The organism is Brevibacillus sp. IT-7CA2, assembly GCF_949767855.1.
Taxonomy (GTDB): Bacteria; Bacillota; Bacilli; order Brevibacillales; family Brevibacillaceae; genus Brevibacillus.
This window is the reverse complement of record NZ_CATKQT010000053.1, coordinates 35,154-50,761: the sequence shown is the minus strand read 5'-3', so window position 1 is coordinate 50,761 and position 15,608 is coordinate 35,154. Positions and strand designations below refer to the sequence as shown.

Sequence of the window (15,608 nt, the reverse complement as noted above, 5' to 3'; positions counted from 1 at the left end):
GTTCAGGACCCCTTTACTTTGCTGGCAGTACATCATGGTCGATATATCTTTCACCGTTCAGCTCACTAATGACATTGACCGCTACTTTGGCACCGTCTCCGGCAGTAATAATGGCATGGAAGCCGGCTCCAGCACAAACACCTGCGGCCCAAACGCCTTCCATGCTCGTCTTACCGCTGTTATCTACCGAAATAACCGTTTTGACACGAGGTTCGGTCCCTGGCTTTGTTTCAATTCCCAATTGTCCCGCCAAGTCCACCAGCATCCCCGTCGTCAGGATGATCTGATTGGCTTCAAACTGCCCTTTGTCCTCTGTCTCAATGACAAAGCCATTTTCCTTTTTCACAATGTTCGTTACTTTGTCTTGCACCAATTCTGCTCCAAACTTGACCGCCTGCTGTTTCCCCGTTTCCACAAGCTCAGGTCCTGTCATTTCCATTACGCCAAGGTAATTCCAAAATAATGCCCGCTTTGTTACGCTCTTGTCATTGTCCACAAGCAACGTTTTCTTGCCTGATTTTGCTGCAAAAAGTGCCGCGCTTGATCCAGCAGGTCCTGCTCCAATAATGACGATATCGTACATAATGATGTACCCCTTTCCTCTTCGAAAAAATGACGATTCCTTCTGCCAGCCAGACACTGGCTACTCTCGTATTATTACCCCATCATTACCAATAATCCGTAGAAAGCGCCCCTCTCTTATATCTCAAATTAGAGATATTAGAACCGATTGAAAACGCTCCGTTCATTACAAGGCGGACTAAAAAACTGTGGTTGTGATATATCTTGAATTAAAGATATAACGAGCACGATTATTCGTCAAGGAGATTTTCACGCTACAACAAAAAAGACGACCCCTGATCGTTCAGAAGTCGTCCGCTTGTTATTTCCGAGTGTCTCTTATTTTTTCACAGAAGGCATGACACCCTCTGGAATCGGACACACATACGTTTGACCGCCCAGACGCTGTTTCAGCTCGGCTTTTGCCTGTTCGATCAGCTCTGGTTTTTTCAGCATGTCAATCGCTGTAGAAGCCATGACTTTCCCCGCATGTAGCATCCCTTTATGTGCCATAGATGTCGCCCCGAGAGACACCCATTGCCAGGAGTGCAGCGTGGAGCCGTTAATATAACACGCAGTCGTGCATTGCGCGGTCGGCGTAATCCAGCTCACATCCCCTACATCCGTGGAGCCGTTCAGCGGGATTTTTGATCCGTCGAATGGGTTGAGCCATGTCACCATGTCTGGGGCAGGCATGTCCGGTGACTGTTTTTCCGAAGTAGCGAGTTCCTGCTTGGACAGCGTCGCACGCATTTCTTTTGCCAATTGCAGTTCCGCTTCATCATGCACAGGGACGCCCAGCTCCTGGAAGTTTTTGTACATGACCTCTTCGAGCAGCTTGTTTTGTACGAGGTTTGAGCACGCTTTGTCGAATACGATCTCTACCTCAGTTTCCGTCATGAGCGCAGCGCCTTGCGCAATTTTGCATACGCGCTCGTAAATCTCCTGTACTTGATCAACCTTTGGCGCACGTACGAGGTACAATACCTCTGCTTTTGGTTGAACCACATTTGGCGACAAGCCGCCGGAGTTCGTGATGGCATAGTGCACACGTGCTTCCGGGATGATGTGCTCACGCAAGTAGTTCACGCCGACGTTCATCAATTCCACCGCATCCAGTGCGCTTCGACCGAGATGTGGACTTGCTGCCGCATGGGCGCTCTTTCCTTTGAACTTGAAGTAGATTTGATAGTTCGCGAGCGAATCGATGGACATAATGCTGTTGTAGCCCATTGGGTGCCAGCAAAGTGCGAAGTCCACGTCATCAAACAATCCTGCTCGCGCCATGAACGCTTTCCCGGAGCCACCTTCTTCTCCTGGGCAGCCGTAGTAACGAACAGTCCCCGTCATGTTGTTCTCTTCCATGTACGCTTTCACTGCAACGGCTGCCGCAAGAGAAGCGGTACCGAGCAAGTTGTGCCCGCAGCCATGGCCGTTTGCACCTCCTACGAGAGGCTCTTCTGTAGTTTGGCCTTTTTTCTGGCTCATGCCCGACAGAGCGTCGAACTCACCCAAAATCGCCACAACAGGATTGCCGCTACCAAAACTTCCGATGAAGGCCGTTTGGATTCCGCCTACTCCGCGCTCAACCTTGAAGCCCTCTCCTTCGAGTGTTTGAGCCAGCAGTTCAGCAGATTGGTACTCTTCAAAACGCGTCTCCGCGAAATCCCAAATCTGGTCGCTCACCTTGATGAAGGTATCTCGTTTTTTCTCAATCATTTCTGCAATTCGCTTGGTATGCATTTCGCAAACATCCTCTCCGCCCTAGTTGCCCACGTGCTTTTTCGCTCAGTTAGGAACGTTTTTTACGTCAGCAATCGCCTTGCAATTCGGTTCAAAAGCGCTACGCTGCGTGGCAAAATCTCTTCTTGTATATCGAATTTCGGATGGTGGTGAGGCGCCGGGATATCCGTACCAATTGCCATGTACGTTCCTTTTCCGCCACGATCCTGAACGCGTTTAATCATAAAGCTGGCATCTTCACTGCCCATTGAGTTGTAATCGCCGTGCTTAAAGGAATCGAAGCCTTCTACTTGCTTGGCTTCTTCCAGTGCCAGCTCTGCCATCTCCACATCGTAGTTGATCGGGATGGCTCCCCCGACAACTTCGATCTTGTAGTCGAGCTCATGCATAGCGGCACTGTGCGCGATGATGTTGCGTACGCGGTTTTCTACTTCTGCATTTACTTCTTCGGTAATGGAACGAGTCTCCACAACCATCTTGGCATAGGCCGGAATGATGTTCGCTGCTGTTCCGCCTTCTAGCACACCCACATTGATCCTCGTATCACCAGTGCTGAAGCGCGGAATCGCATGAATGTTCAACAGGGCGGTAGCCGCTCCGAGCAATGCATTTTTCCCTTGCTCTGGTGACGCACCAGCATGAGAAGAAACACCGTAGAAATGTGCCATCATTTTCGTGGTAGCCAAAAAACCATAGGAACCGCCGTGTACCTCACCTAGCGGCACATTGACACCCAAATGGTTGCAGAAAATATAGTCAACATCATCCAAATGGCCTTTTTCCACGATCGCGTATGCACCGCGAACGCCTTCTTCTGCTGGTTGGAAAATCAGTTTGAGCGTACCGGAAAAATCTCCTGCTGCAAGCGCTTCTGCCAATCCCAAGCCAATCGTGGTATGACCGTCGTGAGCGCAGGCATGCATGTTGCCTTCATAATGGGAGCGGAAGCCATTCGCTTGTGGAAAATGGTCTTGCTCCGTACTTTCCAATACAGGCAGTGCGTCCATATCAAAACGGAAAGCAACCGTTGGTCCAGGTGCCTTCCCTTTCTTCACACCGATCACTGCTGTATAGCCACCGCGCATTTTTTCAACGATCGCCGGGTTTGCACCGTCACGCAAAGCTCTTTCATACGCTGCCTCGAGAACCGCCTCGGAAGGCAAGCCCCGACGGGAATCTCCATCGATTGCTTCTTGTCCGTATATGACCTCATAGCCGAGGGACGTCAAAATCTCTACTACCTTGGAAGCGGTACGGAACTCCGTAAATCCTACCTCTGGGTGTCTATGAAAATCTCTTCGCAACGAAACCAGATCCAACATCGTTCAATTCCTCCTGTTAACTCTGGAGCATGTCTTTTTCCATGTCCAGGTCCGATAGGCAAGCTCTAGAAATATGAGAAGACTGGCAAATGTAAACCCTTACAATATACGAATAATAAAAGACATTTTCGCTTAATTGAATTATATAGTTGCCTCTCCGTTTTTTCAATAGAAGTTGTTAGACTTCTTGAAAGATAACAAAACTTCTTCTCGCTATTGTGGTGGGGAGGAAACAGGAGAAAACGCTCAGATTCTAGGGCCACCCCCTGGGGGATTGACTGCACGACTCCATGCAAAAAGCGAAACCGCGTCCAAAGTAGTCTCTTCTGGAAGAGTCTCAGAGGTGGACGCTTAAAGGCGTGTTTCGCTTTTTGCATGGAGTCTCGGTCGGTGTCCCTAAGATCTTCGCTTATTTCTCCTGTTTCCTCTACGAACTTTCAGTGTGAATCCGATTTTTAAAAGCCCTAAAAGATTGAAGAATGTCAGCAGTTACGACAGAGAAGAATATTTCCAGACGTAGCGACTTGTGAAGTCCTACCTAGCGGAGAAGGGATTTGCGGGCAAAAGAAACGCAACCGTGCCCATACGACGTAGCGGCTACCACTTTTGCGTTTCCCCGCGAATCCCTTCGGAGCGGGCAGTCTTGACCCAAGCAGGACGGAGCCTGGAGCCTAGACTGGAAATATTCTTCTCTTCACCGCAGCCCCATAATAAAAAAACACCCGAACATCTCGTCGGGTGCCTTCATTTCTTTAACTGATAAAGCTTCTTCGGACGTCCACGTACAGCTTGCTGCTCTTCCCCGCTAAACTCGGCCAAATCCACTTCGCACAAGCTTCCCATGATCCGCTGTGCATTCCGTACCGTCATCGACAAATGCGAAGCGATATCCGTCGTCGAAAACGTCTTCCAGCCCATACGCTGAACCAGCGCACGCAGCTTGTGATACGATTTGACACTTACATTGGCCCGGTTCAGCTTTTCCAGCAGCTCGCGATCACTGGAGCGGAACGAATAGGCGAGCTCCTCTGTTTCTCCTACCGATTCCATCATGACGCCATTATCCTGTACGACAACAATGCCCGCCCCCGGTCGTTCTTTTGCGTGCTGGATTGCTTTTCGCGCATTGTTTTCCGCAGAAAAAGCTGTATCCCCAAAGCCTACACCTACTGCAACCGGAACCTCTGCCTCCAAAGAGAGCTGTTCCACCGTATGTCGTAACATTTCAATCTCTCGTTGAATCGCACCACGCGAGCTGAAAATCTGGTAGCGTCCGTTGCCATTTGCCAGCAGAGAGCCGTCCAGCCGATCGCAGAGCGCAAGCAGAATTTGTCTGATCTTCAGCTCCAGATGCTGCAAGTAAAAGCGTGTGCTCGCCCGCTCGGGAATCTTGTCAAACTGCTCCAACTCAATGATCTCTACCCCGATTTGTGTGTCCTTAAAATAGGAGCTTTTCACCTTTTCAATGACGATTTTCATCGCTTGCCGAATCTCCATTTTCGTCATCAGGACACGATAGACAGGAATGCCTTCCTCGCGCAACGCATGTTCAACCACAGAAAATGTGGTGAACGCTCCCTGTGTCTTGCCTTCACGCCACAGCGATATATGAAACTGCGTGATCGCATCGAGGTCAAAATTTTCGTCGTACATACTGACGTAAATCCCCTCTTCAGGTATGTCCAGCTCCGACATCGCCTCGCTCAAATGCTTTCCTTCCGAATCAATCATATCAATGGATACACGGTTCACGGCTGTCTTTTGATCAATCGACATCTGAATGAAGCAACGATACAGATTCGAACCGTTCGGTGGGCAATACACGAGATTGGCATCCGGGCTGAGCACGTTTTTGGCGATGGTAAACGGAATCGGTCCAGAGAAGAACCATCCGTTTAATTCCGGATGATGCTCCAGGACGATTTTGCTCACGTCACGAACGTCCTCATAACGAAAAGGAACAAATTCGATCTCATGCTCAAACTCATTGGCAACCGCCAGTATCCGCTCCACCGAAGGCCGTGGTCCTACAACACCGATTCTATACATAAGGGCGTTATCTCCTACCTAGTCATGATCGACACCTTTTCCTCATTCATATCATGTGCCGTTCTCTTTGTCTACTGGATGCCAAGCATGCTGTACTACGCTTGCTCCATGATTTGCATAACCATTTGTTCGAGTGAAGCAGTGGGCTTGCCGATGATTCTCTCCAAATCCGTCGTCGTACTGCTCGCATCAATTTGCATCAAGAAGCGATACAGCCAGCTTTCTGCAACAGTGTCCTCCCGATGCCTGATGGATTTGCCTGTCTGTGCCGTCAACACTTCAGCCAGCTTTGCGAAATTCCAAGCTCGGGAAGCCGTAAGCTCGTAAGTCTGATTTTCGTGCCCCTCTGTGCAGATGACAGTGGCAGCAGCCAATGAAAGATCCTCGCGTGTCACTGTGTGAAAGCTCCACTTGCCAGGGTAAGTAATGAGCTCTCCTGTTTCGATTGCCTGCTGAATACCAAATGCCGCAATCACATCACTGTAAAGTCCATTTCGCAGAAACGTATACGGTATCCCTGTCGTGCGAATGGCGTGTTCCGTTGCCAAATGGAGATGCGTGAGCGAGATATTTGCCTTTTCCAAAAAGGCAAAGCTGGTATACACGATGTGCGTGATATTTGCTTTTTTCGCCGCTTCTATGACATGACTATGCTGTCGTACACGAACGGTATCATCAGTGTGCGGGCTGGAAATAAACAAAAGCTTCGTGCCGTCCGCAAAAGAGCGTTCCAGAGACAGAAGGTCATCATAATCCGCCTGTCTTACCTCGATTCCCAACTCTCTTAACCGTGTCGCTTTGTCCAGTCTGCGTACACAGGCAATGAGGCGTTCCCTTTCCACCCTTTTCAAAAGCTGTTCGATAATCAAGCTCCCTAGTTTGCCTGTTGCTCCTGTGATGAGAATGGACATGCTTTTGCCCCCTTTTCCCCTGCAGCTCAAAGTTCATCTCACACTTTGCCTTATTTTCTCTAATAAAAATATCAGTTGATGCAGCTCCTGCTCCTCCAGTCCTTTTAGCCCCTCTGCAATTACCTGGCGATTCCCGGGAAGGTGCACGAAAAGAAGCTGTTTTCCTGCTTCCGTCAGTGAGATTACGGATTTTCTGCCGTCTTTGGGATGGGGAGCCCGGTGTATCAGACCGTCTGTTTCCAGTGGTGCAAGCAAAAGACTAATGTTGGCCTTCGTCACTCCAATGCACTCTGCCAAGCGTGAAGGCAGGATACTGTCACCATACTTCGCGATCTCTACCAATATTCGGATTCTTGCACCGTTCATGCCTTTTGCATACCAATATTTTTCTGAGAGCCCCACCAAATCTGCGGTGGCATCTATCAAGGAAAAGAATGCTTTTGTCCGTAAAGGGGGCTGGTTTACATACGTTTCGAGATCATCTGCCATGCTCTTCCCCCCTTATTTAGTTAAGTACTTAACAACTTGAAATGTAATCCATCTGTATTTTTTTGTCAATGGGCAAAGCGCTAAAATCGGGTTTGATCGCTTTTTATCGTAATTAAAAAGAACTGATGGTTATATACACCTTATCCATCAGTTCTTTCTCTATGAAAACTTCTCCATTTTTAAGTTGGGTTCGAAGATTTATGTTTTATACGACTAATAGCGATTCAAGTTTTTAATGTACTTGCCAGCAGCCACTTGTCCCTCGTAAACCCACCCTGGTGGAACAGGTGAATATTTGCTTACTAATAATACCGTGCCATAAGGAGCTCCAACAACATTCATGATCGTTTTGCTATCATAATTTTCTCGAGCTACAACCCATCCAGTTGGAATGGGGGAGAACTTGGTCACATTGAACTCCGTACGATAAGATGCTCCTATTACATATTTTATCACCCGACCAGCTACTTCATCTCTTAAAACTACCCATCCCGCTGGAACAGGAGAATATTTGCTAACTCGTAATTCCTCACCATAAGGAGCACCTGCTGTATTTTTAATGAGCTTGGAACCTAGATCTTCACGAATGACGACCCAACCTGCTGGGACAGCAGCAGATTTTCGAATCCATTCCTCATCTGAACTCCATCTGGCAGAAGCTAATGAATGTTCTTTCTGCCCACCAACACTAGTGGCTTGAATCGGAGACGTTAGCACTGCAGAAAATACGGCTACACTTAATGCTGAAAAAACCATTTTCTTGAACATAGTGATTCCCACCTCTCCTATCATTAATATTTACCAAAACATACCATATCTTTCAAAACGAGTAAATTTTTGAGAAAAATCAATTAACTTTATACCACTATTCCTATCTTTCAATGACCTAAGTAAATATTTTTTATCGAGAAACTAAAAAAATTCCTTTGCTATCGAAAACGCAAGCAAATATTCTGAATATACGTTTCTATCATTTTTAAGGGGGTATTTATGAAAAAGGGACTGGCAATTGCAACCTGTCTTACCTTGCTTTTCGGGGTACTAGCGGGGTGCTCGAACTCTTCCGCACCTGCTCAACCCACTGGCTCCACTACACCTACAGAAGCGACAAAAACAGAGCCGATGGTGTTAAAATGGAGCATCAACAGCGAGCCGCCTTCGATGGACCCTGGGATCGCCGTCGACGCGGATTCTTTTGACATGATTTACGCTGCCTTTGAAGGTTTGACCAGCTATGACCTGAATGGTCAACTCGTCAATGCTACGGCTGAGAGCTTCACCAACTCGCCGGATTACATGAACTACACCTTCAAAATTCGCAAGGATGCCAAATGGAGTAACGGAGACCCTGTCACCGCCCATGATTTCGTCTATGCGATCAAGCGCAACCTCGATCCGAAAACAGCGTCCGAGTACGCCTATCAGCTTTACTACATTAAAGGAGGAGAGGAGTACAATACGGGGAAAGGCAAAGCAGAGGATGTAGGCGTCAAGGCTGTAGACGACTATACCGTGGAATTCAACCTGAAGTCACCGACTCCATTTTTCCGTGAGCTAACCTTTTTCCCGACCCTCTTCCCGTTGCATCAAAAAACGCTGGAAGGAAACCCGAAATGGGCGGATGAAGCGAAAACAATCGTAGGAAATGGTCCATTCATCATGGACACGTGGGAGCACAAAAGCAGAATCGTCTTTACGAAAAACCCGAACTACTGGGATAAAGATAACGTCAAGCTCGAGCGGATTGAAATCGCTATGATCGAGGACAACAATACAGCGTTCTCGATGTTCGAAAATGGCGACATCGACTGGGGCGGCTATCCTGCCTCAACACTTCCGACCGACGCAATCCCTACACTCAAAGATGCGGGCAAGCTGATGGTCGCGGATAATCCGGGCACACAATCCGTTGTTTTTAATACAAACAAACCACCGTTCAACAACAAAAAAATTCGCCAAGCGTTCGCTTATGCCATCAACCGTCAGGAAATCATCGATAATATTTTGCAGACGGGTGTTCCAGCCGCCTACGGTTGGGTACCGACTTCCATGGGATTAAAACCAGACGGGTACTTTAAAGAAGACCAGGCAAAAGCCAAAGCATTGCTGGAAGAAGGTATGAAGGAGCTCGGACTCTCGACCTTCCCGACTGTTACCTACACCTTTGACTCGAATGATACCAACAAAAAGCTGGCAGAAGCCCTGCAAGATCAGTGGAAAAAAGCACTCGGTGTCGACGTGAAGCTGTACACGGCAGAGCTGAAGGTGTACCGCGACATGAGATCGCAAGCGAACTTTGACATGATCCGCTTCCAATGGGGTGCAGACTTCAACGACCCGATCAACTTCCTGGAGATGTTCCGCGACAAAACGGGCGGAAACAACCACCCGGATTGGGAAAATGCCAAGTTCAAAGAGCTGATCGACAAGAGCTACAACGAGCCTGATCTCGACCAGCGCAAAAAAATCCTGCTAGAAGCGGAAACGATTTTGATGGAGGAAATGCCGCTGGCTCCGATCAACTTCCGTGGAAGCCCTTATGTGAAAAACGACAAGGTGAAAGATTTCATCATCTTCCCGCTGGGAGGCGCGTACTTCAAGTACACCTCGGTTAATCCATAAGAAATAAGATATTATTTATGTTTGTGCGAACATAGTGGTTTGGAAGAGAAAAACGGGCTTCCTCCGTTCGTGGCACGCCAACAAGGAAGCGGGGATGTCCGTCTCCACTCCAAAAAGCGGTACGTCGACCAAAAGCCACCCGATGGGCGGAAGGTTCTCAGCGAAGAGGTTGGTCGACAAGCGTGTACCGCTTTTTGAAGTTCCGACTGGGTAGGCGTGCCAAGGCCTGCGGTCGCTCCGTTTTTCTCTTCCTCTCCGTAGCGTTTTGTATTCACGAGCTTTGTGAAAAAGCATAACCCAAAAAACAGGCTGTACCTGTCACAATAGACGGTACAGCCTGTTTTATTACATTTACACAGTCAGCGTTTTTTGGTCGTTTCCGTGGTAGGCATTGGTGTCCAGCTCTTTTGTCACTCGGCTCGTCAAGAGTCCGGACGTCATGCTTCCGCTTACGTTTAGCGCGGTGCGGCCCATGTCAATCAACGGCTCAACGGAGATGAGCAGACCGACAATGGCAATCGGCAAATTCATCGTGGACAAGACGAGCAGTGCTGCAAAGGTCGCTCCGCCCCCTACGCCTGCAACCCCGAAGGAGCTGAGTGCCACAACTGCGATCAGCGTCAGGATGAACGATGGTGTCAGCGGATCAATTCCCGCGACTGGAGCCACCATGATGGCCAGCATAGCTGGATAAATACCAGCGCAGCCGTTTTGCCCGATGGAGAGTCCAAAGGAGCCTGCGAAGTTGGCAATTCCCTCAGGAACACCCATGCTTTGTTGCGTTTTTACATTCAGCGGCAAAGCACCCGCGCTCGTACGAGAAGTGAAGGCGAACGTCAGGACAGGGAATGCTTTTTTCACATAGGTGGTTGGATTCAATCCTGCAAACGTCAACAGCAACAAATGGATGATAAACATGATGATCATCGCCACATACGAAGCGACAACGAACTTGCCCAGCTGCCAGATGGCATTGTAATCGCTGGTAGCTGCGACTCTGATCATGATTGCCAATACACCATATGGCGTCAGGCGCAGGATCAAAGTCACGACACGCATAGTGATCGTATGGAATGCGTCCACAATTTTCGCAAACAATTCAGCTTGCTCCGGATTTTTGCGTTTTATCCCTAAATACGCAACACCGATAATCGCAGAGAAAATCACAACGGCAATCGTAGAAGTCGCACGATCTCCAGTCAGATCGAGGAAAGGATTCGCAGGAAGCAGTTCCAGGATTTTGGCTGGCATGCTCAAGTTCTCGATATCCCCCAAGCGCTGCTCTACCTGTTCAATCCGAGCGGATTCCGCATCCCCCTGCTGGAATTGTGCCCCGTCGAGGTTAAATGCCAAAGTAGTCGAAATCCCGATTGCTGCCGCGACAGCAGTCGTCCCTACCAAAAGTCCGATAATCAGCGTACTGATTTTCCCAATGTTATTGGTTAGTTTCATTTTGGTGAAAGCCGATAAAATAGAGATGAATACCAGTGGCATTACGATCATTTGAAGCAGCTTCACATAGCCTTTCCCTACAATGTTGTACCATTCGATGGTGGATTTGAGTACATCCGATTTGGCTCCGTATACGTATTGCAAAATGAGTCCAAATAAAATCCCGAGTCCGAGACCGACAAATACCCGCTTGGAAAAAGAAATATGCTTCTTTTGCATGGCGTACAATCCAGCAATGAATAAGAGCAACAAAACAATGTTTACGATGATCAATAATGTCGACATATATTCCCCTCCCTTTCGTTCTATGTACCTCTCATTATTGTATTCGGTATAGATATAGTTATATTACCAACAATCCCTACTGGTCAAGTATGAATTGTTTTTGTATTATTCCAAACTGTCTTACAGAGGTACATAATATCGAGCTGTAGTGGTGGGGCGGAAACAGGAGAAAACGCTCAGCTTCTTGTCCCGCCCGCTGTGAGATTGACTGCCCGACTCCATGCAAAAAGCGAAACCGCGTCCAAAGTGGTTTCTTCCTCGAAGTTTTTCAGAGGTGGACGCTTAAGAGCATGTTTCGCTTTTTGCATTGCGTCTCGGTCGGCGTTCCAAAGATCTTCGCTTTTTTCTCCTGTTTCCTCTGCGAGCTATCCGTTCTAAACGAATTTTTAATGCTTTAAATGATTGAAGAATGCACTCTCGTTACGCTTGTGAAGAATATTTCCAGACGTAGCGGCTACCACTTTTGCGTTTCCCCGCGAATCCCTTCGGAGCGGACAGTGCATTCTTCCAGTGGGACGGAGCCTGGAGCCTAGACTGGAAATATTCTTCTCCCCACCGCAGCCACATATAAAGTGACCAATAAAAAAACCAGGAACCGCCCATTTGGACGATCCCTGGTTAGTTAGTAATTCGAAACCGTTTCGCTTATTGCAGTTGTTTTCTTACCAAACACCACAGCCAGGTGAGGACGACCGCACCAATGGCTCCGGCAATGACGTTGAAGCCGGCCCACATCCACAGCCAATCACCCAATACCAAATCGCCCAGCCAGCTACCCAAAAGAGCAGCAATGAGCGAAGCCCACCAGCCTGATCCTGCCGCTTTTCCTGTACAGATCAAGCTCATTGCCCACCAAACGACCACACCGACGACAGCCCATACGAACCAGAACATTCGTACACACTCCCTCTCTCATGATGGCGACGCTTACATAAGGGCCAAAATAATGACTGGTTATCTGTTACCATCATATTGAACAAAAGAGAAAGTGTGCATAGGCGTTTAATTGGTATACAGTTCCGCTCTGCGGTTGGCTACGCTTGGCAATTTGCCCCGTACTCGTTCAATCCGACTTACATCCAGTTCTGTGATCAATAACGTTTCTTCTTCCCCTGCACTTGCAATCACGACACCCATCGGATCGACGAACATGCTCCGTCCGGCAAAAATATTTCCAACCTGATCAGCCGCACATACAAACATCGTGTTTTCAATGGCACGCGCACGAACCAGTGTCTCCCAGTGATCCTCTTTCATCGCTCCGGCTACCCAGCCTGCTGGGACAAACAAAATATCGGCACCTTGGAGCGCAAACTGTCTCGCGATTTCCGGGAAGCGCACCTCGTAGCAAACCATCAGCCCGATTTTGCCGAATTCCGTTTCCACCACTTGATACGGATTATCCCCAGGCGCGATGAAGTCCGATTCTGTGTAGGAAAAGGCATCGTACAAATGTGTCTTGCGGTACGCATGCAGCAGCTGTCCTTCACGGCCTAGAAAAACAGTCGTATTGTATGCGCGGTTTTCATCACCCTCGATCGATTCAAACACACCGCAAACCACATAAACCCCATGCTCCCGAGCAAGCTCTGCCAGGCCGGAAACAAATGGACCATCCAGCTTTTCCGCTACCTCTGCTGGCGTTACTCCCGACTTTGGCGTGGCAGGTGCGCTGTACATTTCAGGCAAGATTACAAAATCTGCCCCTGCTGCCTTTGCTTTTGCGATGTAATCGGCTGCTTTTTGCAAATTTTGCGTCTTATCCATCGTCGCTGTAAGTTGTGCAATGGCTACTTTCATGAATATCCCCGTCCTTCCCATTCATACAAAGCTCTCGTTTTCTTATTTGCTAGTATAACTGATTTTGACCGAGTTCCAAGTAATTATGCTTTACCAGCTGGACGTCTTGTATATAATGGACTTGTCATCTTGCATATAAATTTTCACCCTATCGAAAGTAGGTGAGTCCATGTCCATCCGTATTAAGCTGCTACTCTCTTACACAGGGATGCTAGTAATCAGCTTGCTGACGTTTTTCGTAGCCGCCAGTCTATTTACGATTGCGGCGACAGGCGATTTCAACAGCTTTCGCGACTTTTATAAAGTGCATTATCAGCTCAATCCGCTGACTGAACAGGAAGAGAATATTTTCCTTGAATTGAAATATCTCGCGAAGAATGAGCCGGATCAACTGCAAAACCAGGAGCTGCTTGCCGATTACGATTTCAAGCTCAAAACGGTACGAGCCGGCCTGTATGTCCGCAGAGAGAGCAATCAAGTCTTTACCTCCCCAACCATCAATCAACCCGAGCTGGAAAACAGCTTGCCGCCCTATGATTTGAACAACAACCAGATTCGCAACACGTTCAACATCGGCGAAAGATTTTATGCGTATGCCAAGTTTGACTTCAAGTTTTCAGACGGCGCAAAAGGCAGTGTCTTTGTGATCCGCGAGCGCAGTCCATTTGGTGAGGTTATCCGCAAACTGCTGCCGATGCTCGTGTTCCTCCTCCTCGGCGTCATTGTCATCGCAAACGTCTTGTTGTACCGCTGGATTACCCGCAGCGTCGTCAAGCCGCTCGATTTACTGCGCAATTCGGCAGAATACATCAAGGAAGGCAATCTGGACTTTGAGCTCCATCTGCACACAAAAGACGAGATTGGACAACTAAATGAAGCGTTCGAGAACATGCGCAGACGATTACAGGAATCAGTGCAGCTACGCCTTGCGGACGAAGAAAGCCGCAAAGAATTGATTTCCAACATCTCGCATGATTTGCGTACACCGATTACCAATATCAAGGGCTACATCGAGGGAATCCGCGATGGCGTGGCTGATACTCCGGAGAAAATGGACAAGTACGTGAACATCATTTACTCCAAGGCAGTAGACCTCGACATGCTCGTGGATGAGCTGTTCCTCTACTCCAAGCTCGATCTGAAGCAAGTACCCTTTACGTTTGAACATGTAGATATCGTGCAATTTTTGGATGATTGTATCGACGAGCTGCACTACGATCTGGAAAAGAAGGGCATCACGATTCAGTGGAATCAACGCACAGCTGAAGGCACCCTGGTCATCGCCGATCTGGAAAAAATCAAGCGCACTGTCTTAAACATCATCGGCAACTCGCAAAAATACATGGATAAACCTGAGAAAATCATCTGCGTCTCGGTTCAAGCGAACGCTCATTGGGCCACCATTGAAATAAAAGACAACGGCATCGGTATCCCGCAAGAAGCCATTCCTCACCTGTTCGAACGCTTTTACCGGGTGGAGCAATCCCGTAATTCTTCCACGGGCGGTAGCGGTCTCGGACTCTCCATCGCACGCCAGATCGTCGAGGGTCATGGCGGCAGTATCTGGGTGGAGAGCAAGCAAGGCGTAGGCACGAGTCTGTTCTTTACGTTAAAACGTACCCACAAACAATAGGAGGTGCACATTCCCATGTCTTCACGCATCCTCATCATTGAAGATGAGACGACCATCGCTCAGCTGGAGCGGGATTATTTTGAACTGAACGGCTTTCAGGTCGATTTATGCCACTCTGGCAGCGAAGGATTGCCGCTTGCCATCAATGGCGACTACAGTTTGATCATCGTTGATTTGCAGCTTCCAGGCATGGACGGCTTCGAATTGTGCAGCCAGATCAGACAAGCCAAGGAAGTACCAATCCTGATCGTCTCCGCCAAAAAAGAAGAGATCGATAAAATCCGCGCCTTTAATCTCGGTGCCGATGACTATATTACAAAGCCGTTTAGCCCAAGCGAATTAGTAGCCAGAGCCAAAGCCCATCTGACAAGATACGAGCGTTTGACAGCCCGACAACCTCAACCAACGAACGCGGAGATTCATATTCGTGGTCTCGTCATCGACAAAGTATCCCGAAGAGTCTACGTACGCAATCAGGAAGTCATTTTCACGACAAGAGAATTCAATCTGCTTGAATTTTTAGCAACTCACCCGAATCGGGTTTTTAACAAAAACGAGCTGTTCGAACGAATCTGGGGCATGGATTCTAGCGGAGATATCGCGACCGTAACGGTGCACATTCGCAAGCTGCGTGAAAAGATCGAAGTCGATCCGTCCAATCCACAGTATATCGAGACGGTCTGGGGTGCCGGTTACCGATTTACTGTCTAAGCATAGGCTTTTCTACCATCAAAAACCTTC

Annotated in this window: 15 protein-coding genes; 4 read left to right on the top strand and 11 right to left on the bottom strand. The window is 48.3% G+C overall.

Annotated elements, in window-relative coordinates; translation table 11 throughout:
- Positions 1–13 precede the first annotated feature (13 nt).
- From ACM6JA_RS27605 to ACM6JA_RS27575, 7 genes are all read right to left on the bottom strand, one after another.
- Positions 14–583 (bottom strand): FAD-dependent oxidoreductase, encoded by a 570-nt coding sequence (locus ACM6JA_RS27605; RefSeq protein ID WP_414854965.1) that lies wholly within the window; start codon positions 581–583, stop codon positions 14–16.
- Between the two features lie 317 nt (positions 584–900).
- Positions 901–2,304 carry a M20 family metallopeptidase gene (locus tag ACM6JA_RS27600; protein WP_414854964.1) on the bottom strand — a complete coding sequence of 468 codons (1,404 nt, stop codon included), beginning with the start codon at positions 2,302–2,304 and terminating at the stop codon, positions 901–903.
- Positions 2,305–2,366: 62 nt separating this feature from the next.
- Positions 2,367–3,626, bottom strand: coding sequence for an amidohydrolase (locus ACM6JA_RS27595; protein ID WP_007721891.1), 1,260 nt, complete (start codon positions 3,624–3,626; stop codon positions 2,367–2,369).
- A 744-nt stretch (positions 3,627–4,370) separates the two neighbouring features.
- Positions 4,371–5,675, bottom strand: coding sequence for a hypothetical protein (locus tag ACM6JA_RS27590; protein WP_414854963.1), 1,305 nt, complete (start codon positions 5,673–5,675; stop codon positions 4,371–4,373).
- Positions 5,676–5,770: 95 nt separating this feature from the next.
- Complete coding sequence (locus ACM6JA_RS27585) at positions 5,771–6,586, bottom strand: SDR family oxidoreductase (protein WP_414854962.1); 816 nt, start codon at positions 6,584–6,586, stop codon at positions 5,771–5,773.
- A gap of 33 nt (positions 6,587–6,619) precedes the next feature.
- A complete protein-coding gene (locus tag ACM6JA_RS27580) occupies positions 6,620–7,075 on the bottom strand; it encodes a MarR family winged helix-turn-helix transcriptional regulator (protein ID WP_414854961.1) in 456 nt (151 codons plus the stop codon).
- Positions 7,076–7,288: 213 nt separating this feature from the next.
- Positions 7,289–7,843: a hypothetical protein gene (locus tag ACM6JA_RS27575; protein ID WP_414854960.1), complete on the bottom strand. Its 555-nt coding sequence runs from the start codon at positions 7,841–7,843 to the stop codon at positions 7,289–7,291.
- A gap of 222 nt (positions 7,844–8,065) precedes the next feature.
- Between ACM6JA_RS27575 and ACM6JA_RS27570 the strand changes: the two genes are divergently transcribed.
- Positions 8,066–9,697, top strand: a complete 1,632-nt coding sequence (locus tag ACM6JA_RS27570) for a peptide ABC transporter substrate-binding protein (RefSeq protein ID WP_414854959.1) — start codon at positions 8,066–8,068, stop codon at positions 9,695–9,697.
- A gap of 34 nt (positions 9,698–9,731) precedes the next feature.
- The gene (locus ACM6JA_RS27565) at positions 9,732–9,911 is read left to right on the top strand and encodes a hypothetical protein (RefSeq protein WP_414854958.1); all 180 of its coding nucleotides are present in this window, start codon (positions 9,732–9,734) and stop codon (positions 9,909–9,911) included.
- Between the two features lie 137 nt (positions 9,912–10,048).
- Here ACM6JA_RS27565 and ACM6JA_RS27560 read toward each other — a convergent pair whose 3' ends face one another.
- The 4 genes from ACM6JA_RS27560 to ACM6JA_RS27545 form a co-directional block, all read right to left on the bottom strand.
- Positions 10,049–11,434, bottom strand: coding sequence for an L-cystine transporter (locus ACM6JA_RS27560; protein ID WP_414854957.1), 1,386 nt, complete (start codon positions 11,432–11,434; stop codon positions 10,049–10,051).
- A 176-nt stretch (positions 11,435–11,610) separates the two neighbouring features.
- The gene (locus ACM6JA_RS27555) at positions 11,611–11,742 is read right to left on the bottom strand and encodes a hypothetical protein (RefSeq protein ID WP_414854956.1); all 132 of its coding nucleotides are present in this window, start codon (positions 11,740–11,742) and stop codon (positions 11,611–11,613) included.
- Positions 11,743–12,079: 337 nt separating this feature from the next.
- Complete coding sequence (locus ACM6JA_RS27550) at positions 12,080–12,328, bottom strand: hypothetical protein (protein ID WP_414854955.1); 249 nt, start codon at positions 12,326–12,328, stop codon at positions 12,080–12,082.
- Between the two features lie 108 nt (positions 12,329–12,436).
- Positions 12,437–13,234 carry a carbon-nitrogen hydrolase family protein gene (locus ACM6JA_RS27545; protein WP_106652410.1) on the bottom strand — a complete coding sequence of 266 codons (798 nt, stop codon included), beginning with the start codon at positions 13,232–13,234 and terminating at the stop codon, positions 12,437–12,439.
- A 169-nt stretch (positions 13,235–13,403) separates the two neighbouring features.
- Between ACM6JA_RS27545 and ACM6JA_RS27540 the strand changes: the two genes are divergently transcribed.
- Both ACM6JA_RS27540 and ACM6JA_RS27535 read left to right on the top strand, forming a co-directional pair.
- Positions 13,404–14,867 carry an ATP-binding protein gene (locus ACM6JA_RS27540; RefSeq protein ID WP_414854954.1) on the top strand — a complete coding sequence of 488 codons (1,464 nt, stop codon included), beginning with the start codon at positions 13,404–13,406 and terminating at the stop codon, positions 14,865–14,867.
- Positions 14,868–14,882: 15 nt separating this feature from the next.
- Entirely contained in the window at positions 14,883–15,578 is a 696-nt protein-coding gene (locus tag ACM6JA_RS27535; protein ID WP_007722650.1) for a response regulator transcription factor, read from the top strand.
- Positions 15,579–15,608 lie beyond the last annotated feature (30 nt).